This is a genomic window from Micromonospora tulbaghiae (genome assembly GCF_900091605.1).
Lineage (GTDB): Bacteria > Actinomycetota > Actinomycetes > Mycobacteriales > Micromonosporaceae > Micromonospora > Micromonospora tulbaghiae.
On the sequence record NZ_FMCQ01000003.1, the window covers coordinates 384,295 to 407,613 of the forward strand.

Below are 23,319 nucleotides of genomic sequence, written 5' to 3' on the forward strand. Positions count from 1 at the left end.
GGGCCGTTTCCTTCCAAGATCTCGGGCAGAGAGGCCGACGCGGGACGCGATGCGTCGATCTCGAGGGTGAGCCGTGCCGTGGAGACTGCTGGTGTGACGGATGTCACTGTGGCGGTGACGTCACCGGGCGCTTCCGGGATCGTTTCTAGGCGTGGCCGCAGCGGTCCCCGCCGATGCGTCCTCTTGGAGATCTTGGAAGCGTTGGGCCCCTCTGGGGGCCGTTTCCTTCCAAGATCTCGGGCAGAGAGGCCGACGCGGGACGCGATGCGTCGATCTCGAGGGTGAGCCGTGCCGTGGAGACTGCTGGTGTGACGGATGTCACTGTGGCGGTGACGTCACCGGGCGCTTCCGGGATCGTTTCTAGGCGTGGCCGCAGCGGTCCCCGCCGATGCGTCCTCGCCCGCCCCGACCCCGCACGTCGCCCCGACCCCGCACGTCGCCCCGACCCCGCACGTCGCCCCGACCCCGCACGTCGCCCCGACCCCGCACGTCGTACCGCGCACCGCAACCGCACCGCCCCCGTGCCCCCTCACGAAGGCGACCGCCGTGCCCGTCCCCCCTCCCGCCGTTCCCCGTCGGCGATCGATCCTGCCCGATGTCGCCGTGTCGCTCACCGGCGCGGCCTTCCTCCTCGCCGGCGTCGCCGGTGCCCTGCCCGGCCCGGCCGCCGCCGCGCTCGCCGTCGCCGGAGGCTTCGCCCTCGCCTGCGTCCGGCTCGCCTGGCTGGCCGGAGCCGCCACACCGACCCACATGCCCGCAGCCAACGGGCGGCGGGCGCGCCGGGCCGCCCTGTCCCGCCGGGTCGCCGCCATCCTCGACAGCGCCGTCCTGGTCGCCGGGCTCACCGTCGCGGTGCTGCCACTGAGCGACGCCGCCCACCGGCTGCCGATCGCGCTCGCCGGGCTGTGCCTCACCGGGGCGCTGCACGTGACGGCCCTGCTGCGCCTACCCGGCCGCTCCCGGCTGTCCGGCCCGGAGCTGGTGCGCCGTACCGTCGACGTGCTCGCGCTCGGCGTCAGCCTGGTCTTCGCGGGCTGGATGCTGCTGCCGGACGGCCCGGTCCCGGCCGTCGCCGGGGTCGCCGCGGCGGGCGGCGCCGCGGTGCTCGCCGTGCTCGCGGTGGCGGCCGCCGCCGAACGCCGCCGCCGGCCGGGTGCCGCGCGCTGCCACGCCGGCGCGGCCCTGACGCTCGGCGGGCTGACACTGCTCGTGGTGTTGCTGGCCTACGGTGCGCCGGACCGGGCGCTGCCGCTCGTCGCGGCGCCGCTGGTGGTCGGGGCGCTGCTCACCGCCGCAGGCGCCCGGCGTACCTCGGGCGGCGAACGGCCGGGCCTGGAGGTGGCGCCGGCCGCCTGGCCCCGCCTCACCGCGCCGGCCGGGATCGCCGCGCTGGCCGCCGGGATCCACCTGGGTACGGCGGGGCAGTTCAGCACCGGCGCGATGGCCCTGGGTCTGACCGTCATTCCGCCGATCATGGTGGGTGAGCTGCTCGCCGCCGCCGACCAGCGCCGCCGGGTGCAACGGCTCGCGGCCCGTGAGGCGTGGTTGCGGCGCCGGCTCGGACCGGACGGTCGGACAATCGACCCGGTGCCGCTGACGCGCGCGGATCTGATCCGGGCGATGGCGGAACGCAGTGGTGGCGCGCTGCTCGTCGTTGACCTGCACGGAATGGGGGGCGCTGTGCCGGAGGGACCGGTGCTCACCGAGGCCGCGCGCCGGCTGCGGGCGGGCTCCGAGACACACGATCTGGTCGCCCGGCTCGGCGACACCGAGTACGCGGTCCTCACCGATGCCGGGCCGGTGCTCGCGTACGCGCTCGGCCTGCGGCTGCTGGCGGCGTTGGGCGAGCCGTATCCCCGGCCCGGCGGCGTCGCCCGGCTGGGGGTGAGCGTCGGGCTGGCCGAGACCAGCGGCGGCGATCCGGAGGACGTGCTGCGGCAGGCGGACCTGGCCCGCCGCCGGGCGGTGCAGCTCGGCCGGGACCGGGTCGAGTGGTACGACGCCTACCTGGAGGAGCAACTGGTCCGGCGCCTGGATCTGGAGCGGGAGCTGCCCGGCGCGGTGGCGCGCGGCGAGCTGGACCTGGTCTACCAGCCGGTGGTGGCGCTCGCCGACCGGATGCCTGTAGGTACGGAGGCGTTGCTGCGCTGGCGCAGCCCGGCGCTGGGCACCGTGCTCCCGGCCGAGTTGCTGCCGGTGGCGGCCGACCTCGACCTGACCGGCGAGATCGGGCGGTGGGTGCTGGACCGGGCCTGCCGGCAGGCCGCCGCGTGGTCGGAGGGCGGCCGTGAGCTGTGGATGGCGGTCAACGTGACGCCGCGCGAGCTGGCCGCGCCGGACTTCGTGGCGCGTACCGCGACCGCGCTGGCCGCGTACGACGTGGCGCCGGAACGGCTGGTGGTGGAGGTGGCCGAGCCGGTGGTGGGCGCGGAGCCCTCCACCGTGGTGGCCCGGCTGGCCGGTCTGCGGTCGATCGGCGTGCGGATCGCGCTCGACGACTTCCGGGCCGAGCACGCCTCGCTCGCGCAGCTCCGCCGGCTGCCGATCGACCTGCTCAAGGTGGGGCCGCACCTGGTCGGCCCGGGCGGGGACGGGCAGCGTCCGCTGATCGACGTGGTGGCGAACCTGGCCGACCGGCTCGGCGTGGAGCTGGTGGTCGAGGAGCTGGAGTCGGAGGGGCAGGTGGCGGGCGCGCGGCGGGCCGGCTGCCGGTACGGCCAGGGCTTCGCGCTGGCCCGCCCGGCGACCGCCGAGCGGGTCGAGGCGTGGTTCGAGGAGTACCCGTCCACGGCTCGGTGAGCTGAACCGGTTCAGCGGGCCGTCGTACGAGGTGGGGCGGTGCTGCCGCGCGGCGTCAGGTGCGCCGTCTCGTCCTGCACGACGGCGGCTGGTTCGCCCGCGATCACGGCCAGGAGCTGCCGGGCGGCGTGCGCGCCGTACGCCGGGATGTCCCGGCCCAGTGCGGTCAGCGGCGGGTGCACCAGGCGGCAGAGCGGTGAGTCGTCCCAGGCCACGATGGACAGGTCGCCGGGTACGGTCAGGCCCATCTCCTGGGCCACGGACAGCCCGGCGATCGCCATCACGTCGTTGTCGTAGATCACCGCGGTGGGGCGGCCGGCGGAGCTGAGCAGCCGGCGGGTGGCCCGCGCGCCCTCCTCGCCGGTGTAGTCGGACCAGACGGTCGTGGCCTCGTCCAGCCCGAGCCGCCGGCACACGCCGGTGAACGCCTCGGTGCGGATCTCGGTGTGCAGCAGCGAGGGCAGCCCGCCGACCCGGGCGATGCGCCGGTGGCCGAGCGCGACCAGGTACTCCACGGTCTCGACCAGGGCCGCCGCGTCGTCGGACCAGACGCTCGCCAGGCCGCCGGTGTGTCCGGGCCCGCCGATCACCACCGCGGGTAGTTGCAGTTCCTCCAGCGCCGGCACCCGCCGGTCGTCGGTGCGCAGGTCGCACACGAGCACGCCGTCCACCCGGCGTTCGGCCCACCACCGCCGGTAGACCGCGATCTCGGCCTCCTGGTCGCTGACCACCTGGAGCGTCAGCGCGTACGAGCGGGCCGACAGTTCGGCCTCGACGCCGCTGATCAGCTCCATGAAGAACGGCTCGATGCCGAGTATCCGCGCGGGGCGGCACAGCGCCAGCCCGACGGCCTTGGCGGTGGCGCCGGACAGCGCGCGGGCGGCGCTGCTCGGACGGAACCCGATCTCGGCGGCGATGGCGAGGATCCGTTGCCGGGTCGCCTCGGAGACGCCGGGCTGCCCGTTGAGGGCGTACGACACCGCGCCCTTGGAGACCCCGGCGCGCCGGGCGACGTCGGCGATGGTCGGCCGCTTCACCGGAGCGTTCCTCCACTGTGTCCGGCCCTCGCGGGCGTTCTCGGTCGCCGGATCACCGGCGTCTGGTGACGCTACTGCACGCCGCGCCGGGCCCGGGTGTCACCGGCCGCGTCGATGGACGACATCCGGCGGCGGTCGCTTGTGCGGTTCAGCTTAGATCGCGGGCCCGTCGGCGGCCGTCGCGAGCGGCCCGGAACGCGGTCGTGAGCGGCGGCGAGGTTACCGGGCGGGCACATCAGTAACCGACCGTTGACAGTCATGAATGGGAACCGTACGGTGGCGTCACTTATCCGGTTCAGTCAACGTCTCTCGATATTCGGGAGCGTTCCCATTCGGCGCGGAGGATGAGATGAGACGGTCCTGGACGCACCTGGCGCGCGTGGTCGCCGTCGGTGCCGTCAGCCTGGTCATGGTCGCCGCCTGCAGCGGCAGGAGCACCACCGGCGGCTCGGACTCGGCCGGCGGGCAGGTCACGCTGAAAATCAACTTCTGGGGTGACTTCGGCCTCCAGGACCTGAAGGCCAGGTACGAGGCCGAGCACCCGAACGTCAAGATCCAGCTCAACTCCGGCGAGTACAACGCCCAGCACGAGGACCTGCAGAAGAAGCTGGTCGCGGGCAACGGAGCGCCGGACATCGCGGCGATCGACGAGGGCTTCATGGTCCAGTTCCGCAGCCAGTCCGACAAGTTCGTCAACCTGCTCGACAAGGGCGCCGGCTCGTACGAGAGCAAGTACCTGCCCTGGAAGTGGAAGCAGTCGCTGTCGGCGGACGGCAAGACGCAGATCGGCCTCGGCACCGACGTCGGCGGCCTGGCCATGTGCTACCGCACCGACCTGTTCAAGGCCGCCGGCCTGCCCACCGGACGCGACCAGGTGTCCGCACTCTGGCCCACCTGGGACAGGTTCATCGAGGTCGGCCAGCAGTACACCGCCACGACCAGGAAGAAGTTCATCGACGCCGGCACCAACCTGTTCAACCCGATCCTCGGCCAGCAGCCGGTCGGGTTCTACGACGAGCAGGACCAGCTCCGGATGGAGCAGGGCCCGAAGGTGGCGTTCGACTACACGGTCAAGGCCGTCGGCGCCGGGCTCTCGGCCAACCTGGTCAGCTTCCAGGCCGACTGGGACAAGGGCTTCACCAGCGGCGCGTTCGCGGTGCTCGCCTGCCCGGCCTGGATGCTCGGCCACATCAAGGACACCGCGCCCGGCACCCAGGGCAAGTGGGACATCGCCGCGGTACCCGGTGGCGGCGGCAACTGGGGCGGCTCCTTCCTGACCCTGCCCAAGCAGGGCAAGAACGTCGACGAGGCGTACAAGCTGCTGACCTGGCTGGTCGCGCCGGAACAGCAGATCGAGATCTTCAAGAAGGTCGGCAACCTGCCGTCGCAGCCGGCGCTGTACGCCGACCCGGCCATCGCCGACTTCAAGAACCCGTTCTTCAACGACGCCCCGGTCGGCCAGATCTTCCCCAAGATGGCGCAGGGCCTCACCCCGCAGTACCTGGGCCGCAGGAACGGCCCGACCCGGGTGGCGGTGGAGAACGTGATCCGGCGGGTGGAGAACAAGTCGCTCAAGTCCGACGCCGCCTGGTCCGAGGCGGTCAAGGAGGCCGAGAAGGCCGCCAAGTCCTGACGTGTCAGCGGTGACGGGGCGGCCCGGTCCGCCCCGTCACCGTCCGATCTCCCGGCCCTGGAGCGAACCGATGTCCAGCACCCGTGCCGCGCCGCCCGACCGTCCACCCGCGCGCAGGCGCGGCCGTACCGGAGCAGCCGACCGGCGGATGACCTGGCGCGACCGGCTGTACCGCTTCGACATGCGGTACGTGCCGTACCTGATGATCGCGCCGTTCTTCCTGCTCTTCGTGGTGTTCGGGCTGTTCCCGCTGCTGTTCAACGCGGTCGTGTCGCTGCGCAACTACCGGCTGGACGACCCGACGCTGCCGTACTGGGCCGGCGCCGAGAACTTCAGCCGCCTGATCGCCGACGAGGACTTCTGGAACGCCCTGGCCAACACGTTCGGCATCTTCCTGCTCTCCACCGTCCCGCAACTGCTGCTCGCGCTGCTGGTCGCGTCGCTGCTCAACCGCAAGCTGCGGGCGCAGACGTGGTGGCGGGTGGGCGTGCTGCTGCCGTACGTGACACCGATCGTGGCCTCGACGATGGTGTTCAGCGTCTTCTTCTCCCGCGACTTCGGCATGGCCAACTGGGCGCTGGGTCTGCTCGGCATCGGCGGCGCGGACGATCCGATCGACTGGCGGGCGGACAAGCTGCACGCCTGGATCGCCATCGCCACCATGGTCAACTGGAAGTGGATCGGTTACAACGCGCTGCTCTACCTGGCCGCCATGCAGTCCATCCCGCGTGACGTCTACGAGGCCGCGGCGATCGACGGCGCCGGGCCGTGGAAGCAGCTCTGGCGGATCACCGTGCCGATGATCCAGCCGGTGGTCCTGTTCACAGTCATCCTGTCGACCATCGGCGGGTTGCAGCTGTTCACCGAGCCGATGCTGTTCGACCCGAACGCGCAGGCCGCCACCGGCGGGCCGGACGGCGAGTGGCAGACCATCGCCCAGCTCATCTACAAGGTCGGCTGGAAGGACCTCAACCTGGGGTACGCGGCCGCGATGTCCTGGGCGCTGTTCCTGATCATCCTGATCGTGGCCGGCCTCAACTACCTGCTGACCAACCGACTCTCCGGAGGGCGCCGGTGACGACGCGACGTGTGGTGGCCCGCGCGCCACAGGACACCCCGGCCGGGCTCTGGACCTACCTGCTCCTCGCGGTGAGCATGCTGTTCGCCGCGTTCCCGCTCTACTGGATGTTCGTCATCGCCACCAGCGACGACGAGGCGCTGGCGAAGCTGCCACCAGCCGTCGTACCGGGCGACCGGTTCCTCACGAACGTCGACGAGGTCTTCTCCCTCCAGGACGTCTACTTCGCCGCCTCCCTCGTCAACAGCGTCATCGTCTCCGTGGTCGTGACCGCCTCGGTGCTGTTCTTCTGCTCGCTGGCCGGGTTCGCCTTCGCCAAGCTGCGCTTCCGGGGCAGCCGCGCGCTGATGCTGTTCGTGGTGCTCACGCTCACCGTCCCCAACCAGCTCGGCATCGTCGCGCTGTACATCGTGATGGGCAAGCTCGGCTGGAACGGCACGCTGCTCGCGGTCATCGCGCCCGGCCTGGTCACCGCGTTCGGCGTGTTCTACATGCGGCAGTTCATCGTGAACACCGTCCCGGACGAGCTGATCGAGTCGGCCCGGGTCGACGGCGCCACGACCATGCGGGTGTACGCCACGATCGTGCTGCCCGCGATCCGCCCGGCCCTGGCGGTGCTCGGGCTGCTCACGTTCGTGGCCACCTGGAACGACTTCCAGTGGCCGCTGATCACGCTCAGCGGCACCGACTACCCGACGTCGATGGTGGCGGTCTCCGACCTGGCCAGCGGCAACTACGTGATCTACCGGCGGGTGCTCGCGGGCGCGTTCATCGCCACCGTCCCCCTGCTGGTCATGCTGTTCATCGGTGGACGTCAGATCGTCCGCGGAATCATGGAAGGCGCGGTGAAGTCGTGAGCCGTCGAACGCTGCTGCACGAGGGGTGGACGCTGCGGGCCGAGGCCGGTCCGGCGGTGCCGCCGGAGATCGCCGGGGTGGCGGTGCCGGCGACAGTGCCCGGATGCGTGCACACCGATCTGCTCGCGGCGGGCCTCATCCCCGACCCGTACCTGGACGACAACGAGAACCGCCTCACCTGGATCGGCCGCACCGACTGGCTCTACGAGACCACGTTCGACCGGCAGCCCGGCGACGACGACCGGGTCGACCTGGTCTGCGCCGGGCTGGACACGGTCGCCACGATCACGCTCAACGGCGTCGAGATCGGCCGCACCGAGAACCAGCACCGCTCGTACCGCTTCGACGTCCGCGCGCTGCTGCGCCCGGACACCAACACAGTGGCCGTACGCTTCGACTCCCCGTACCGGTACGCCGAGGCGCATCGGGACCGGCTCGGTGACCGGCCCAACGCGTACCCGGAGCCGTTCCACTTCATCCGCAAGACCGCCTGCAACTTCGGCTGGGACTGGGGACCGACACTCGTCACCGCCGGCATCTGGCAGGAGATCGGCCTGCACGCCTGGTCCACCGCCCGGCTCGCCTCGGTCCGGCCGCTGGTCACGGTGGTCGACGGCACCGGCCGGGTGGAACTGCGCGCCGAGGTCGAGCGGGCCGGCGACGAGCCGCTGACCGTACGCGCCGCCGTCGCCGGGGTCATCGCCGAGGCCGCCGTACCGGCGGGGAAGCGGACCGCCGTCGTGACGCTCACCGTCGCGGATCCCGCGCTGTGGTGGCCGATCGGATACGGCGACCAGCCGCTGTACGACCTCGACGTGAGCCTGCACGGCGCCGACGGCCGGGAGCTGGACGCCGCGTCCCGGCGGATCGGGTTCCGCTCGGTACGGCTGGACACCACGCCCGACGCCCACGGCACCCCGTTCACGCTGCACGTCAACGACGTGCCGGTGTTCGTCAAGGGCGTCAACTGGATCCCCGACGACGCGTTCGGAAACCGGGTCACCCGGGAGCGCCTGGCGCAGCGGTTCGCCCAGGCGGCCGGCGCGAACGTCAACCTGCTGCGCGTCTGGGGCGGCGGCCGGTACGAGTCGGACGACTTCTACCGGCTCGCCGACGAGATCGGGTTGCTGGTGCAGCAGGACTTCCTGTTCGCCTGCGCGGCGTACCCGGAGGAGGAGCCGTTCCGCACCGAGGTCGAGGCGGAGGCCCGGGAGCAGGTGACGCGGCTGGCCGGGCACCCCTCGCTGGTGCTGTGGACCGGCAACAACGAGAACATCTGGGGCTGGCACGACTGGGACTGGCAGGAACCCCTGGCCGGGCGCACCTGGGGACGCGGCTACTACCTGGAGCTGCTCCCCGCGATCGTCGGCGAGCTGGACCCCACGGTCCCGTACTGGCCGGGTAGCCCCTGGTCCGGCAGCGAGGACGTCCACCCCAACGACCCGGCGCACGGCACCACGCACATCTGGGACGTGTGGAACACCGACGACTACACCCGCTACCGGGACTACGTGCCCCGGTTCGTGGCCGAGTTCGGCTACCAGGCGCCGCCCGCGTACGCGACGCTGCGCCGGGCCCTCTCCGACGACCCGCTCGCGCACGACTCGCCGGGTATGGCCCACCACCAGAAGGCGGCCGACGGGGACCGCAAGCTCCGGCGCGGGCTGGACGCGCACCTGCCGCCGCCCGCCGACTTCGACGACTGGCACTACCTGACCCAGCTCAACCAGGCCCGCGCCATCCAGCTCGGCGTGGAGCACTTCCGCTCGCACCGGCCGGTCTGCACGGGCACCGTCGTGTGGCAGCTCAACGACTGCTGGCCGGTCACGTCCTGGTCGGCGATCGACGGCGACGGGCGTCGCAAACCCCTGTGGTACGCGCTGCGCCGCGCCTACGCCGACCGGCTGCTCACCGTGCAGCCGCGTGACGGCGGGCTGGCGCTGGTGGCGGTGAACGACACCGCCGACGCGTGGAGCGGGCCGGCCACCGTCACCCGGCTGACGGTCACCGGGGAGCCGAGGGCGAAGACCTCGGTCGACCTCGACGTCCCCGCGTACTCCTCGGTGGTGCTGGCGCTGCCGGCGGAGCTGGCGCGGCCGGACGACGGCCGTGCCGAACTGCTGGTCGCGGACGCCGGGGACGCCGCGGAGCGCGCGCTGTGGTTCTTCGCCGAGGACCGCGACGTGCGGTGGCCGGCGGCGCAGTGGGACGCGACCGCCGAGCCGGCCGACGGCGGCCTGCGGGTCCGGGTGACCGCGCGGACCGTGCTGCGCGACCTGACGCTGTTCCCGGACCGCCTCGATCCGGCCGCGCAGGTGGACCGGGCGCTGGTGACGCTGCTGCCGGGAGAGAGCGCGACGTTCACCGTGCACGCGCCCGGCCCGCTCGACGCCGACGCGCTCACCCGCCGCCCGGTGCTGCGCTGCGTCAACGACCTGCGCTGAGGCGGCCACCTCCATCTCCATCGATTTGAAGATTTCTGCAAGTGCTAAAGTCTTCAGAGTCGTCGGAGGGGTGGGTCATGTCGGTGCCGCTGTACCAGGCCAAGGCGGAGCTGTTCCGCACCCTCGGGCACCCGGTGCGCATCCGGGTGCTCGAGCTGCTCCAGGACGGGCCGTTGCCGGTCCGCGACCTGCTCGCCGCCATCGACGTGGAGGCGTCCAACCTCTCCCAGCAGCTCGCCGTGCTGCGCCGCGCCGGCATGGTCACCTCGTACCGGGACGGCCCCCTGGTCATGTACGCGCTCAGCACCCCCGACGTGGCCGACCTGCTCGCCGCCGGGCGGCGCATCCTCGGCGCGGTCCTCACCGACCGGGACGCCCTGCTGGACGAACTGCGGGCCTCGGGGACGGACCGGTGAGCGCGGCGGCTGCCGCTCGCGCCGGTGACGTCGTACGGCGGGCGGGCCGGCTGTTCGGCGGGCTGCTGCCCGGCCGGGCCGACTGGGCGGCCGCGCGCCGCTCGCCCCGGCGCGACCTGCTCGCCGGACTCACCGTCGCGGTGGTGGCGCTGCCGCTGGCACTCGCCTTCGGCGTCACCTCCGGGCTCGGCGCGCAGGCCGGCCTGGTCACCGCCGTCGTCGCCGGGGCAGTCGCGGCGGTTTTCGGCGGCTCGAACCTCCAGGTCTCCGGTCCCACCGGGGCCATGACTGTCGTGCTGGTGCCGGTGGTGCAGCAGTTCGGCGCCGGTGGTGTGCTGATGGTCGGCGCGCTGGCCGGGCTGATCCTGATCGCGCTCGCCCTGGCCCGCCTCGGCCGGTACGTCCGCTACCTGCCGGCCCCGGTCATCGAGGGCTTCACCGCCGGCATCGCCGTGGTTATCGCGCTGCAACAGGTGCCGGCCGCGCTCGGCGTCACCGGCGCGCACGGCGAGAAGGTGTGGGCGGTCGCAGCCGACGCGGTCGCCCGGTTCGCCGCGCACCCCCGGCCCGCCGCGATCGCCGTGGCGCTCGGCGTGGCGGCGCTGATGCTGCTCGGCGGCCGGTGGCGCCCCGCCGTGCCGTTCTCCCTGGTCGGGGTGGCCGCCGCGACGCTCCTCGCCGAGCTGGCTCCGATCGACCTGGCCCGGATCGGCGAGCTGCCGCAAGGGCTGCCCGCGCCGTCGCTGGACTTCGTGGACCTCGGCGCGCTGGGCGTACTGCTGCCGAGCGCCCTCGCCGTGGCCGCGCTCGCCGCCCTGGAGAGCCTGCTCTCCGCCACGGTGGCGGACGGCATGACCGTCGGCGAGCGGCACGACCCGGACCGGGAACTGTTCGGTCAGGGCCTGGCCAACCTCGCCTCCCCGGTCTTCGGCGGCATCCCGGCGACCGCCGCCATCGCCCGTACGGCGGTGAACGTGCGCGCCGGGGCGTCCTCGAAGTTGGCCGCGCTCACCCACGCGGTAGCCCTCGCCGCGATCGTGCTCGCCGCCGCCCCGCTGGTCGGCCGCATCCCGCTGGCCGCACTGGCCGGGGTGCTGCTCGCCACCACGGTCCGGATGGTGGAGGCGGCCTCCCTGCTGGCGCTCATGCGGGCCACCCGGGCCGACGCGGTGGTGCTGGTGCTGACGTTCGCCGTCACTGTCATCTGGGACCTGGTTACCGCCGTGGTCGTCGGGCTCGCCGTGGCTGTCGTCCTGGCGCTGCGCGCGGTGGCCCGCAGCGCCAAGCTGGAACAGGTGCCGCTGGACACCGGCGAGCACAGCGCCGAGGAGCACGCGCTGCTCGCCGAGCACATCGTCGCGTACCGGCTGGACGGGCCGCTCTTCTTCGCCGCCGCGCACACGTTCCTGCTGGAGCTGGCCGAGGTGGCCGACGTGCGGGTGGTGATCCTGCGGATGTCCCGCGTCTCCACCATCGACGCCACCGGCGCGCAGGTGCTCGGCGACTCCATCGTCCGGCTGCGGGCTCGGGGGATCACCGTGCTGCTCTCCGGCATCACCCCGGGCCACGACCAGGTGCTCAGCACGCTCGGCGTCGCCGACGAGCTGCGCCGCGAGGGCCTGGTGTTCCCGGACACCCCGGCCGCCATCCGGTACGCCCGGGGTGTCGCCCTCGCCGCGAGCCCCGCCTAGGCTGCGGTCCCTTCGAGTGCCCGCCTGCGCACGCCGAAGACGATCAGGTAGCCGAGGATCCACACCTCGCCCACGGTGGCCGGCACCACCAGCAGGTCACCGGCGATGCCGGCGCCGGGGGCGAGGTACGCGACGAACGTCATGAGCACGTAGCCGACGCCGCCGGCGACGAGGATCCAGCCGAGAGCGCGGGGCAGCCAGCCCGACCGGAGCACGCACCAGCCCATCGGCACCAGCCAGAGGCCGAAGAAGAGGCCGCCCACCTCCCACAGGTTTCCGCTGACCAGGTAGAGCAACTGGACGGTGTCGGCGTCGCCCGGCCCGCCGGTCGCCACCCCCAGGGCTGTCGCGAGGACGGCGGCGCTGCCGAGGATCGCGACGGCGTTGACGAGCCCGAAGGCGGCGATGCTGCCCGCGGCAGTGCCGTCGACAGTGCGGAACAGGCGGTAGAACCAGACGGCGGTGAGCGTCTGGCTGAGGACGACCAACAGTTCGAGCGCGATGCCGGCGCGTGCCAGCGACTCGTGGGCCACCAGGTTGGCGAGCGTCGTGCCCGCGTCGTCGGCGTCGAAGATCATGGGGCGGACGGTGAGGAACCCCAGAGCGCCGGTGACGGCGAGCCCGAGGTAGAACAGCCCGGTCACGCGGGCGGTACGGATCAACTGGTGCATGGCGGCTCCTCGGGGGTGATCGACGTGCTGTGGCTGAGCTTGCCTTACGTCGTAAGGCCAACCATACGTTGTAAGGTCAAGGGGAGATGGGGAGCCGGATGGAAGCGAGGAAACCTCGGGAGCCGCTGAGCCGCGAGCGAGCCCTCGCCAGCGCGATCGCCCTTGTCGACGCCGAGGGGATGGTGGCGCTCACGATGCGCCGGCTCGCCGCCGAACTCGGCGTCGAGGCCATGTCGCTCTACCACCACCTGCCCGGCAAGGCCGGGCTGCTCGACGGCCTCGTGGACGCCGTCGCCGCGGAGATCACCTCAGCCGCCGAGCAGGCCGAGGCGGACGCGCCCGGCGTCGACTGGCGAACCCGGCTGCGACTGCGCTTCCTCGCCGCGCGCACGGTCATGCTGCGGCACCCGTGGGCCCCGGCGCTGCTCAGCTCCCGCCCGACCGTCCCCGCCGGGGTGTACGCCTACTACGACGGGATCCTCGCCACCCTCGTCGACGGCGGCTTCTCGTACCGGATCGCCCACCGGGCGCTGCACGCCTTCGGCAGCCTGGCGCTCGGCTTCGCGCAGGAGGTGTTCCGGCCGGACGCGGGCGGGGAGGCGGACGCGGAGGCCGCGGAGGCCGCGATGGTGGCGCTGGCCGAACGACTGCCGCACCTGGCCGCGATGGTCGCCGCCGAGACCCACGACGCGACGGATCCGACGCTCGGGTGGTGCGACAGCCAGACCGAGTTCGAGTTCACCCTCGACCTGCTCTTCGACGGCCTGGAACGACACCGGTCCAGCGCCTGAACCCCGTTGGGGCAGCACCGGGAAGGGCTGCGCCATTCGCAGTCAGGTATCGGACTTGAGAGCCGACGAAAGCCGAACTGATGACATGGCCTATCCGTCCGGCATTCGGTTTCGACCGGGACGGATCGCTCGACATCCGACTGGTCAGCTCTTTCCGGTCGTACGCGCCAATTGTCGCGCCGCTTTCCGGCCGGGCTCGCGAGTAACTTCTCGTACCACCGCATTCACGAGGAGTCACTTTATGTCTGAGGAAACCTGGCTCGCGGCCCGCCTGATTCCCACTTCCGGGATCAACGGCGCGGACGAGCAGGAACGCCGGGCGACATCCGCCCTGCTGGCGGTGATGAGCGCGGTCCGGGAGTTCGGACGTGTCCTGACCCAGTCCGTCGGCGCACCGGCCGGAGTGGTGCAGACCTTCATCGAGGTTCCCTTCAAACTCGGAAATCAGCAGCTCTTCCCGGACGGTCTCATCCGCGTCACCAGGGGGCAGCGCCAGTGGACCGCACTCCTGGAGGTGAAGACCGGCAGCAACCCGCTGCGGTCCGAGCAGTTGGAGGCCTATCTGGACATCGCACGGGAACAGGGATTCGACGCCCTCATCACGATCTCCAACGAGATAGCCCCCGTCCCGGGCCAGCACCCGACGACCGTCGATCGGCGAAAACTACGCAAGGTCGCCCTGTACCACCTGCCCTGGACGGAGATCCTCACCCAGGCGGTGATCCAGAAGGAGTACCGCGGCGTCGCAGACCCGGATCAGGCATGGGTTCTGGGCGAGCTGATCCGATACCTCGAACACCCGCGCTCGGGCGCTCTTGAGTTCAGCGACATGGGGCCGGCGTGGGTGCAGGTTCGGGATGGGGTGTCGGCCGGGACACTACGGACGGGCGACGGTGCGGCAGCGCAGGTCGCCGGACGCTTCGACGCCCTGATCCGTTACGCATGCCTCCGACTCGGTCGACAGCTCGGCACCGACGTGACTCCCGCGCTGAGCCGCCGCGACCTCGCCGATCCGGCCGCGCGCACCCAGTCGCTCGCCAACCAACTCGCCAGTGCCGGCACCCTGACCGGCAGCATCCGGATCCCGGGTGCGGTCGGCCACCTTCACGTCACGGCCGACCTGCGGGCAGGGCAGATCGTCTGCCATGTCGATGTCGACGCCCCACGGTCTGGCCGACCGACCACGCGGGTGAACTGGCTGGTCCGTCAACTGAAGGACGCCCCGGACACAGTCCGGATCGAGGCATTCGCCATGCACGCCCGAGGCGGCGGCGCCACGGATCTCCTCCGCCAGGTCCGCGCCGAGCCGACGACGCTCATCAGCGATCCCACGCGCGAACTGCGGGCATTCCGCATCGCCCAGAGCACGGCCGCGGGAACCAAGCGTGGCAGCGGCCGTGGTGCCTTCATCGACTCCGTGCTGCACGCCGTCGACGGCTTCTACGAGCAGATCATCCAGAACCTCAAGCCGTGGATGCCCGCGCCGCCCCGGTTGCGTACGCCGGAGGACGTGATCCCCGTACAGCCGGTCGCCTCCAGCCTCGTCTCCACCGCCATCTCCTCCCAGGACAGCCCCGAGTTCGACACCCAGGGAACGCCCGGCGGATCTGGTTCCTCGGACAGCTCCGGCGAGTGATGCCGCCGATCCGCCCGTAGTGGGGGCGGCCGGCTGGACCCCGGCCCGGCCGGGCCTGCTCGACGACTTGAAGAATGTTCGGCCCTGACGGACAGTCGCGGCGTCGCTCGACGGCCCGCGGCCGAGCGGTTCGGGCGGCGCCGGGCGGGTACCAGCACGGCATGACTGATCCGGTTGAGCTTTCCGAACTGCACGCCGGAGGCGCCGACCCCGACGACGTCACCCCGGACGAGCCGCACGCGGACCTGGACGGCACCGACGAGAACTCACCGGCGGAGTTCGGCCTGCCGACAGACGGCACCGCCCCGGCCGGGGAGGACCCGGCCCAGTCCTGACGCGCCGCTGCGCCGTGAGTGGAACGTCATGGGTGTCTACGGCACCGTTTGACACCCATGATGTTCCACCCGACGGTTGTGAGGGCCGAGAGCGCTAGTTGGGCAGGGCGGCGAGACCGGCCAGCAGTTCCCACCGCTCGGCCTCGGTGAGCACCGCGTACGCCGGTTCGTCGCGGCGGTCGGTGTCCGCCTCGATCGCCGTGCGTTCCGGGCCGTCCGGCAGCGCGCGGATCTCGTCGGCGGTCAGCCCGGCGGCCCGCCACGCGGCCCGGTGCGCGTCCGCGCGGTGGTGGCGCAGCGAGCCCAGCCGGGTGACGAGCAGCAGCGCCGGGGAGGCGCCCTCCGGCTCGTACGGCGGGGACATCGCCCGGAACGCCGGCCCGCCGGTGGCCTGCGCGTGCGTCAGCACCCGGCCGACCAGGTCGGCGAGGCGGGGCACGACGCTCAGACCGGGCAGCGCGTCGGGCAGCATGGTCCACAGTTCCTCGGCGGCCTCGCCGGTGGCCCGCTGGGCGAACAGTGTCAGCTCGCGGCCGAGGTCGGTGAGGTGCCAGGCGCCCTCGGCGTCCCGGACGACGATGCCCTGCTCCAGCTCCTCGTCCATGCTTCCGGAGGTGTAGATCAGGCCGTCGGCCAGCGCCTCGGCCGGGATCGGCCGGGCCAGCACACCGGAGAAGAAGCTGTTCTCCGCGCCGAGTGTGCAGCCCCGCTCGGCGTAGAACGCCTCCATCCGGGCGCGGGCTCCCCAGCGGGCACCCACGTAGACCCGGTCGATCGCCGGCCTTACGAGTCGCGCGTAGCTCACCGTCGTCTCCACGCCGCCGGACCCTACCGGCGGCGGGCGACGCGCGGGGCCCCGTAGCAGGGCCCCGCGCTGCTCACTCCGGGACGCGGCGGTAGGCGCCGTCGCTGGCCGAGGTCGCCATCGACGCGTACGCGCGCAGCGCCGCCGACACCGGACGCTGCCGGTCGACCGGGGTGTACGGGCGGTCCCGCTTCTCCTCGGCCACCCGGCGTGCCTCCAGCTCGTCGGCGGGCACGTTCAGCTCGATCGACCGGCCCGGGATGTCGATGACGATCTCGTCGCCGTCTCGCACCAGCGCGATCAGCCCGCCGGAGGCAGCCTCCGGGGAGACGTGCCCGATGGACAGGCCGGAGGTGCCGCCGGAGAACCGGCCATCGGTCAGCAGTGCGCAGGAACGGCCCAGCCCGCGGCCCTTGAGGAACGAGGTGGGGTAGAGCATCTCCTGCATGCCGGGACCGCCCTTCGGGCCCTCGTACCGGATCACCACCACGTCCCCGGCGACGATCTCCTTGGCGAGGATCGCGGTCACCGCGTCGTCCTGCGACTCGTAGACCTTGGCCGGGCCGCGGAACGTCAGGCACTCCTCGGGCACGCCGGCGGTCTTCACCACGCAGCCGGCCGGCGCGAGGTTGCCGTGCAGGATGGCCAGGCCGCCGTCCGCGCTGTACGCGTTCTCCCGGTCCCGGATGCAGCCGCCGGCCGCGTCGGTGTCCAGCGACGACCAGCGGTTGGTGGTGGAGAACGGCTCGGTGGTGCGCACCCCGCCCGGCGCGGCGTGGAACAGCTCGACCGCCTCCCGCGTGGCCGAGCCGCTCCGGACGTCCCAGTCGGCCAGCCACTTGTCGAGGCTGGGGGAGTGCACCGCGCGCACGTCGCGGTGCAGCAGCCCGGCGCGGTCCAGTTCACCGAGGATGGCCGGGATGCCGCCGGCCCGGTGCACGTCCTCCATGTGGTAGTTCGGCGAGTTCGGGGCGACCTTGGCCAGGCACGGCACCCGGCGCGAGATCGCGTCGATGTCGGCGACGCCGAAGTCCAGCTCCGCCTCGCGGGCGGCGGCGAGCAGGTGCAGCACGGTGTTCGTGGAGCCGCCCATCGCCACGTCGAGGGCGACCGCGTTCTCGAACGCCTCCCGGCCGGCGATCGAGCGCGGCAGCACCGAGGCGTCGTCGTTGGCGTACCACTGCTTGGCGATCTCGACGACGGTGCGCCCGGCCTCGACGAACAGCGACCGCCGCGCGGCGTGGGTGGCGAGCGTCGACCCGTTGCCGGGCAGCGCCAGGCCGATGGCCTCGGTGAGGCAGTTCATCGAGTTGGCGGTGAACATGCCGGAGCAGGAGCCGCAGGTCGGGCACGCGGAGCGCTCGATCTCGCCGAGCTGGTCGTCGGTGACCGCCTCGTTCGAGGAGGCGATCATGGCGTCGATCAGGTCGATCTTGGAGTGCACGACGCCCTCGATCGCCACCGTCTTGCCGGCCTCCATCGGGCCGCCGGAGACGAAGACGGTCGGGATGTTGAGCCGCAGCGCGGCCAGCAGCATGCCCGGGGTGATCTTGTCGCAGTTGGAGATGCAGACCAGGGCGTCCGCGCAGTGCGCGTTGACCATGTACTCCACCGCGTCGGCGATCAGCTCCCGGCTGGGCAGGGAGTAGAGCATGCCGCCGTGGCCCATGGCGATGCCGTCGTCCACGGCGATCGTGTTGAACTCCCGGCCGACGCCGCCGGCCTCGGCCACCGCGTCGGCGACCAGGCCACCGAGGTCCTTGAGGTGGACGTGACCGGGTACGAACTGGGTGAAACTGTTCGCGATGGCGACGATCGGCTTGCCGAAGTCGTCGTCGGTCATCCCGGTGGCCCGCCACAGGGCACGGGCGCCGGCCATCGTCCGACCGTGGGTGGAGGTCCTCGACCGCAGCTCAGGCATGACAACCAGTCTGACACCATCCGCGCGGCGATCCTCCGGCCCGCACCCTGTGTCCCAACAGTTGCACACCCGGTGCCCCACGGGAGGCGCTCATCCGGCAGAGTTGACGCGTGCAGTCGTCCCCGGGGATGGTCACCGTCGCGGTGTTGAGCGGGATCGCCGCGGCCGGTGCCGCAGTGCTGCTCGCCGCGTCGGTGCGGCGCCGCACCGGCCCCCGCCGGCCGGCCCACCTGCTGCTCGCGGTCGCCGCCGGTGCCGCCCTGTTCAGCCTCCTGGTCGGTCTCGGCGGACTGCTGGCAGCCGGCGACCACTGGGCGCACCGGCAGGGCCAGCGGACCGGGTGGGCGGTCCTCGTCTCCGTCGGTACGACGCTCGCGGCGCTCGGCCTCGGCGCCGCCGTCCTGCGGCTGCCCGGCGCCGCCGCGACCCGGGCCGCCACCGCCCGGCTGCTGCTCGACGGCCTGATCATGGGCAGCGCGCTCTGGTTCGTCGGCTGGGTGGCGTTCAGCGAGCCGACCCGGCTGCTCGGCGACGCCACCCCGGTCGCCTGCCTGCCGATCGTGCTGGCCACCGTCAGCGCGGCGCTCACCACCGGGCTCACGATGATCGTCGTGCTGCGGGTCGCGCCGCCGCGCGGGTGGCTGACGCTGCTCGCCGCCGGCGCGATAGCGGTGACGGCCGGCGGGCTGGCCGTGTCCGCCGGGCTCTGCCAGGCCGGCCCGGGCATGGTGGTCACCGGCGCGGTGCTGACCGCCGCCGGTCTGCTGGCCACCGCCGTGGCCGGGCGCCGGGCCGACCTGACGCAGCTCGACGTCGACTTCATCCGCCGCGACGGCGAGTACGCCTTCGTGCCGATGTTCGCCATGGCGGCATCCGCGATGTACCACCTGGTGCAGGGCGGCGGGTTCGACGGGTACGCCATCGTGGCCGGCACCGTCGAGGGGTTCGCCCTGGTGACCCGGCAGTACCTGGCCCTCAACGACGTGCGCGGCTACGCCGTCCGGCTCGCCGAGCGGGAGGCGCACTTCCGCGAGCTGGCGCACACCGACCCGCTGACCGGGCTGGCGAACCGGCGCGGACTGCTGCGTGCCCTGCACCGCAGTGCCGAGGCGGGCGTGCCGTGCGTGCTGCTCGGGCTCGACCTCGACGGCTTCAAGAACGTCAACGACATGCGCGGGCACGACGTCGGCGACGCGGTGCTGGTCGAGGTGGGGCGGCGGCTGCGGGGCAACCTGCGCCCGGGTGACCTGGCCGCCCGGCTCGGCGGCGACGAGTTCGCGGTGCTGATGCACGGGGCGGCCGACCCCGGTCCGGTCGCCGACCGCCTGCTCGGGGTGCTCGGCCGGCCGTACGAGCAGGGGGACGGGCCGGTCTTCCTGTCGGTGAGCATCGGAGTGGCCGCCGGGCACGGTGAACAGGACGTCGAGCTGCTGCTGCGCTACGCCGACCTGGCGCTGCGGTACGCCAAGCAGCGGGGCAAGAACCGCATCGAGCGCTACGACGCCACGTACGACCAGTTGCTGAGCCGGCGTACCCGGATGGAGCACGAGCTGCGCGGCGCGATCGAGCGGGACGAGCTGCGGCTGGTCTTCCAGCCGGTGGCCTCGCTGCCGTCGGTGCGGCCGGTCGGCGCGGAGGCGCTGCTGCGCTGGCGGCACCCGGAGCTGGGCAACGTCCGGCCGGACGAGTTCATCCCGCTCGCCGAGGAGTGCGGGATGATCGCCAAGCTCGGCGCGTGGGTGCTGCACCAGGCCTGCTACCAGCTCTCCCGCTGGCTGGCCGACGGGCACGACGTCTGGGTGTCGGTGAACGTCTCGCCGCGAGAGCTGCACGCTCCGGAGTACGTGGTCCAGGTCGCCGACGCGCTGCGCGCGCACCACGTGCCGCCGCAGCGGCTGGTGCTGGAGGTGACCGAGCACGCGGTCGCCACCGACCTGGACGAGCTGATCCGGCGGCTCACCGCGCTGCGGCTGACCGGCGTCCGGATCGCGCTTGACGACTTCGGCGCCGGCTACTCGTCCCTCGGCCAGCTCCGGCGGCTGCCGATCGACATTCTCAAGATCGACCACAGTCTGGTCGCCGAGCACGAGCCGGTGCGGCCGGTCGGTCGGGACGGCCCGGCGTTCGCCCCGATGGTCGACATCGTCATGCGCCTGGGTCACCAGCTCGGGCTGGAGGTGATCGCCGAGGGCGTCACCAACCCGACCGAGCTGGCCGCCGTGGTGGCCGCCGGGTGCCGGTTCGGCCAGGGCGCGCTGTTCGGCTGGGGCGTACCGGCCGAGCACCTGGAGGCGATGCTGGAGGCGGCGACGGCGCCCGGCAACCGGCACACCGCGATGCCGCCGGCGCCCCCGCCCGCGCCGACGCGCGCCCCGTCGCCGCTGCTGCCCCGGCTGCGCAACAATCCGCCCGCCGCGGTGCCCGCCCAGCGTCCCCCGATGGAGGGATCTTCGCAGGTGGCGCCGGGTGTGGAGGGGTTGCCGGTGACCGACACGCCCACGTCCGTGAACCAAAATGTGGGATCAGTTGACTCATCGCGTGAGATGCGTCAGGCTTAGCCGCATGTCGTCGAACCGGTCGCCGCGAGTACTTACCTGAGCGCACTCTCCCACCGAGAGTGCGCTGGCCCCGTGCATCCTGCACGTGGGCTTTTTTGTTGCCGTCGGACCATCGCCGGGACCTCCCCGTCCCATCCTGAGAAGCGCGTCACCCACTCACTTCCGAAGGCTTGAACCGCCATGACGAGACCCACGCCAGAGACCCTCGCCCACTCCGCCCGCCGTGCCCGTTCCGGCACCGGCGCGGCCGGTGACTCCGACCCCGCCGCCCGCCCCGGCCGTACCGCCGCGGCGGCCACCACCACCGAGACGCCCGTACGGGAGCCCGCCACCGCGCAGGTCTCGGGCGCCGGTTCGCTCGTGCGGTCGCTCGAGGCGCTCGGCGTCGACGTGGTCTTCGGCATTCCGGGCGGCGCGATCCTGCCCGCCTACGACCCGCTCTACGACTCCACCGTCCGGCACATCCTGGTCCGGCACGAGCAGGGCGCCGGGCACGCGGCCACCGGTTACGCGCAGGCGACCGGCCGGGTCGGCGTCTGCATCGCCACCTCCGGGCCGGGCGCGACGAACCTGGTGACCCCGATCGCGGACGCGTACATGGACTCGGTCCCGATGGTGGCGATCACCGGGCAGGTGGCCCGGCCGTCGATCGGCACCGACGCCTTCCAAGAGGCGGACATCCAGGGCATCACGCTGCCCATCACGAAGCACAACTTCCTGGTGCAGACCGCCGACGAGATCCCGCGCGTGCTGGCCGAGGCGTTCCACCTGGCGGCGACCGGTCGGCCCGGCCCGGTGCTGGTCGACATCCCGAAGGACGTGCTCCAGGCGCCGGCCACCTTCTCCTGGCCGCCCACGCTCGACCTGCCCGGCTACCGGCCCACGCTGCACCCGCACGGCAAGCAGATCCGCGAGGCGGCCCGGCTGATGACCTCGGCCCGCCGTCCGGTCCTCTACGTCGGCGGCGGCGTGCTCAAGGCCGGCGCCACCGAGGGGCTGCGCAAGCTGGCCGAGCAGACCGGCATCCCGGTGGTCACCACGCTGATGGCGCTGGGCGCGTTCCCCGACTCGCACCGCCAGCACCTGGGCATGCCCGGCATGCACGGCACCGTCGCCGCGGTCTACGGCCTGCAGAAGGCCGACCTGATCGTGGCGCTGGGCGCCCGCTTCGACGACCGGGTGACCGGCAAGCTCGACTCGTTCGCGCCCGACGCGACAGTGGTGCACGCCGACATCGACCCGGCCGAGATCGGCAAGAACCGGCACGCCGACGTCCCGATCGTGGGTGACGCGCGGCACGTGATCGACGAGCTGATCGCGGCCGTCACCGCCGAGCAGGCCGCGCACCCGTCGGTGGACCTGACCGACTGGTGGGCCCAGCTCGACGACCTGCGCGAGCGCTACCCGCTCGGCTTCGAGGAGCCGGCCGACGGCACGCTCTCCCCGCAGTACGTGATCAAGCGGCTGGGCGAGATCGCCGGCCCGGACGCGGTCTACGTGGCGGGCGTCGGCCAGCACCAGATGTGGGCCAGCCAGTTCATCTCGTACGAGAAGCCGCACACCTGGCTCAACTCCGGTGGCCTGGGCACCATGGGTTACGCCGTCCCGGCCGCGATGGGCGCCAAGGTCGGCAAGCCGGACACCACGGTGTGGGCGGTCGACGGCGACGGCTGCTTCCAGATGACCAACCAGGAGCTGGCCACCTGCGCGCTGGAGGGTATCCCGATCAAGGTCGCCGTGATCAACAACGGCAACCTCGGCATGGTCCGGCAGTGGCAGACGCTGTTCTACGGGGAGCGCTACTCCAACACCGAGCTGGGCACGCACAAGCACCGCATCCCGGACTTCGTCAAGCTCGCCGAGGCGCTCGGCTGCGTCGGACTGCGCTGCGAGAACGCCGCCGACGTGGACAAGACCATCGAGGCGGCCATGGCGATCAACGACGCGCCGGTGGTCGTCGACTTCGTGGTCGGCAAGGACGCGATGGTCTGGCCGATGGTCGCCGCCGGCACCAGCAACGACGAGATCATGTTCGCCAGGGGTGTGCGCCCCGCGTTCGACGAGGACGAACTCTAATGACTATGCACACGCTGTCCGTGCTGGTGGAGAACAAGCCGGGTGTCCTCGCCCGGGTGTCCGGGCTGTTCTCCCGGCGCGGGTTCAACATCGACAGCCTCGCCGTGGGCGAGACCGAGAACCCGGACGTCTCCCGCATCACCATCGTGGTCAACGCCGAGTCCTCGCCGCTGGAGCAGGTGACCAAGCAGCTCAACAAGCTGGTCAACGTACTCAAGATCGTGGAGCTGGACCCGCAGGTGTCGGTGGCGCGCGAGCTGCTGCTGGTCAAGGTCCGCGCGGACCGCGCGGCCCGCGCCCAGGTGCTGGAGACGGTCGGCCTGTTCCGCGCCCGGGTGGTCGACGTCGCGCCGGACACGCTGACCATCGAGGCCACCGGCACGCCGGACAAGCTCGACGCGCTGCTGCGCGACCTGGAGCCGTTCGGCATCAAGGAGATGGTCCAGTCCGGCACCGTGGCCATCGGGCGTGGTTCGCGGGCCATCACCGCCGGCCCGGCCCTGCGCGCCGCCTGATCCGTACCCACAAGTTTTTCGACGGGCCGACGGGCACCGCCGTACGAAAGGGAAGT

Annotated in this window: 17 protein-coding genes; 13 read left to right on the plus strand and 4 right to left on the minus strand. The window is 72.4% G+C overall.

Features of this window, described 5'->3' with window-relative positions; translation table 11 throughout:
- Positions 1-603: 603 nt before the first annotated feature.
- Positions 604-2,799, plus strand: coding sequence for an EAL domain-containing protein (locus GA0070562_RS10735; protein ID WP_091419318.1), 2,196 nt, complete (start codon positions 604-606; stop codon positions 2,797-2,799).
- Positions 2,800-2,810: 11 nt separating this feature from the next.
- Here GA0070562_RS10735 and GA0070562_RS10740 read toward each other — a convergent pair whose 3' ends face one another.
- Positions 2,811-3,836 (minus strand): LacI family DNA-binding transcriptional regulator, encoded by a 1,026-nt coding sequence (locus GA0070562_RS10740; RefSeq protein WP_091419321.1) that lies wholly within the window; start codon positions 3,834-3,836, stop codon positions 2,811-2,813.
- 349 nt (positions 3,837-4,185) lie between these two features.
- Here GA0070562_RS10740 and GA0070562_RS10745 point away from each other — a divergent pair, with 349 nt between their 5' ends.
- The 6 genes from GA0070562_RS10745 to GA0070562_RS10770 all read left to right on the plus strand — a co-directional run bounded on the left by GA0070562_RS10745 (position 4,186) and on the right by GA0070562_RS10770 (position 11,955).
- On the plus strand, positions 4,186-5,469 hold the full coding sequence (locus GA0070562_RS10745; protein ID WP_091419323.1) for an ABC transporter substrate-binding protein: 1,284 nt from the start codon (positions 4,186-4,188) through the stop codon (positions 5,467-5,469).
- Positions 5,470-5,539: 70 nt separating this feature from the next.
- Complete coding sequence (locus tag GA0070562_RS10750; RefSeq protein ID WP_091419325.1) at positions 5,540-6,547, plus strand: carbohydrate ABC transporter permease; 1,008 nt, start codon at positions 5,540-5,542, stop codon at positions 6,545-6,547.
- Positions 6,544-7,404: a carbohydrate ABC transporter permease gene (locus GA0070562_RS10755; protein WP_091419328.1), complete on the plus strand. Its 861-nt coding sequence runs from the start codon at positions 6,544-6,546 to the stop codon at positions 7,402-7,404. Before GA0070562_RS10750 ends, GA0070562_RS10755 begins: the two co-directional genes overlap by 4 nt.
- Positions 7,401-9,848 (plus strand): glycoside hydrolase family 2 protein, encoded by a 2,448-nt coding sequence (locus GA0070562_RS10760; protein ID WP_091419331.1) that lies wholly within the window; start codon positions 7,401-7,403, stop codon positions 9,846-9,848. Before GA0070562_RS10755 ends, GA0070562_RS10760 begins: the two co-directional genes overlap by 4 nt.
- 77 nt (positions 9,849-9,925) lie before the next feature.
- On the plus strand, positions 9,926-10,264 hold the full coding sequence (locus GA0070562_RS10765) for an ArsR/SmtB family transcription factor (RefSeq protein WP_091419334.1): 339 nt from the start codon (positions 9,926-9,928) through the stop codon (positions 10,262-10,264).
- Entirely contained in the window at positions 10,261-11,955 is a 1,695-nt protein-coding gene (locus GA0070562_RS10770; RefSeq protein ID WP_091419337.1) for a SulP family inorganic anion transporter, read from the plus strand. The genes GA0070562_RS10765 and GA0070562_RS10770 overlap by 4 nt, the downstream gene beginning before the upstream one ends.
- Here the strand turns inward: GA0070562_RS10770 and GA0070562_RS10775 are convergent.
- Positions 11,952-12,626: a DUF4386 domain-containing protein gene (locus GA0070562_RS10775; RefSeq protein ID WP_091419340.1), complete on the minus strand. Its 675-nt coding sequence runs from the start codon at positions 12,624-12,626 to the stop codon at positions 11,952-11,954. The two genes, GA0070562_RS10770 and GA0070562_RS10775, sit on opposite strands and share 4 nt — an antisense overlap.
- A gap of 86 nt (positions 12,627-12,712) precedes the next feature.
- Here GA0070562_RS10775 and GA0070562_RS10780 point away from each other — a divergent pair, with 86 nt between their 5' ends.
- The 3 genes from GA0070562_RS10780 (at position 12,713) to GA0070562_RS30225 (ending at position 15,388) form a co-directional block, all read left to right on the plus strand.
- Entirely contained in the window at positions 12,713-13,417 is a 705-nt protein-coding gene (locus tag GA0070562_RS10780) for a TetR/AcrR family transcriptional regulator C-terminal domain-containing protein (protein WP_091419343.1), read from the plus strand.
- Positions 13,418-13,658: 241 nt separating this feature from the next.
- Positions 13,659-15,053 carry a stress response protein gene (locus GA0070562_RS10785; protein WP_091419345.1) on the plus strand — a complete coding sequence of 465 codons (1,395 nt, stop codon included), beginning with the start codon at positions 13,659-13,661 and terminating at the stop codon, positions 15,051-15,053.
- Between the two features lie 161 nt (positions 15,054-15,214).
- On the plus strand, positions 15,215-15,388 hold the full coding sequence (locus GA0070562_RS30225; RefSeq protein ID WP_175438697.1) for a hypothetical protein: 174 nt from the start codon (positions 15,215-15,217) through the stop codon (positions 15,386-15,388).
- Between the two features lie 94 nt (positions 15,389-15,482).
- Here GA0070562_RS30225 and GA0070562_RS10790 read toward each other — a convergent pair whose 3' ends face one another.
- Together GA0070562_RS10790 and ilvD are read right to left on the minus strand one after the other, a co-directional pair.
- Complete coding sequence (locus tag GA0070562_RS10790; RefSeq protein WP_225853218.1) at positions 15,483-16,205, minus strand: hypothetical protein; 723 nt, start codon at positions 16,203-16,205, stop codon at positions 15,483-15,485.
- A 61-nt stretch (positions 16,206-16,266) separates the two neighbouring features.
- Positions 16,267-18,114: a dihydroxy-acid dehydratase gene (ilvD, locus tag GA0070562_RS10795; RefSeq protein ID WP_091419348.1), complete on the minus strand. Its 1,848-nt coding sequence runs from the start codon at positions 18,112-18,114 to the stop codon at positions 16,267-16,269.
- 110 nt (positions 18,115-18,224) lie between these two features.
- On the opposite strand from ilvD, the gene GA0070562_RS10800 reads away from it, so the two are divergent.
- From GA0070562_RS10800 to ilvN, 3 genes are all read left to right on the plus strand, one after another.
- The gene (locus GA0070562_RS10800) at positions 18,225-20,672 is read left to right on the plus strand and encodes a putative bifunctional diguanylate cyclase/phosphodiesterase (RefSeq protein WP_091419351.1); all 2,448 of its coding nucleotides are present in this window, start codon (positions 18,225-18,227) and stop codon (positions 20,670-20,672) included.
- Positions 20,673-20,852: 180 nt separating this feature from the next.
- Complete coding sequence (locus GA0070562_RS10805; RefSeq protein WP_091419353.1) at positions 20,853-22,748, plus strand: acetolactate synthase large subunit; 1,896 nt, start codon at positions 20,853-20,855, stop codon at positions 22,746-22,748.
- Positions 22,748-23,263: an acetolactate synthase small subunit gene (gene ilvN, locus GA0070562_RS10810; protein ID WP_013284504.1), complete on the plus strand. Its 516-nt coding sequence runs from the start codon at positions 22,748-22,750 to the stop codon at positions 23,261-23,263. Before GA0070562_RS10805 ends, ilvN begins: the two co-directional genes overlap by 1 nt.
- Positions 23,264-23,319 lie beyond the last annotated feature (56 nt).

Excerpts from the sequence above, each read along its gene's own strand:
- GA0070562_RS10750 (WP_091419325.1), top strand. The coding sequence starts at position 5,540 with ATGTCCAGCACCCGTGCCGCGCCGCCCGACCGTCCACCCGCGCGCAGG.
- ilvD (WP_091419348.1), bottom strand. The coding sequence starts at position 18,114 with ATGCCTGAGCTGCGGTCGAGGACCTCCACCCACGGTCGGACGATGGCC.
- GA0070562_RS10745 (WP_091419323.1), top strand. The coding sequence starts at position 4,186 with ATGAGACGGTCCTGGACGCACCTGGCGCGCGTGGTCGCCGTCGGTGCC.
- GA0070562_RS10780 (WP_091419343.1), top strand. The coding sequence starts at position 12,713 with ATGGGGAGCCGGATGGAAGCGAGGAAACCTCGGGAGCCGCTGAGCCGC.
- ilvN (WP_013284504.1), top strand. The coding sequence starts at position 22,748 with ATGACTATGCACACGCTGTCCGTGCTGGTGGAGAACAAGCCGGGTGTC.
- GA0070562_RS10805 (WP_091419353.1), top strand. The coding sequence starts at position 20,853 with ATGACGAGACCCACGCCAGAGACCCTCGCCCACTCCGCCCGCCGTGCC.
- GA0070562_RS10765 (WP_091419334.1), top strand. The coding sequence starts at position 9,926 with ATGTCGGTGCCGCTGTACCAGGCCAAGGCGGAGCTGTTCCGCACCCTC.
- GA0070562_RS10785 (WP_091419345.1), top strand. The coding sequence starts at position 13,659 with ATGTCTGAGGAAACCTGGCTCGCGGCCCGCCTGATTCCCACTTCCGGG.
- GA0070562_RS10775 (WP_091419340.1), bottom strand. The coding sequence starts at position 12,626 with ATGCACCAGTTGATCCGTACCGCCCGCGTGACCGGGCTGTTCTACCTC.
- GA0070562_RS30225 (WP_175438697.1), top strand. The coding sequence starts at position 15,215 with ATGACTGATCCGGTTGAGCTTTCCGAACTGCACGCCGGAGGCGCCGAC.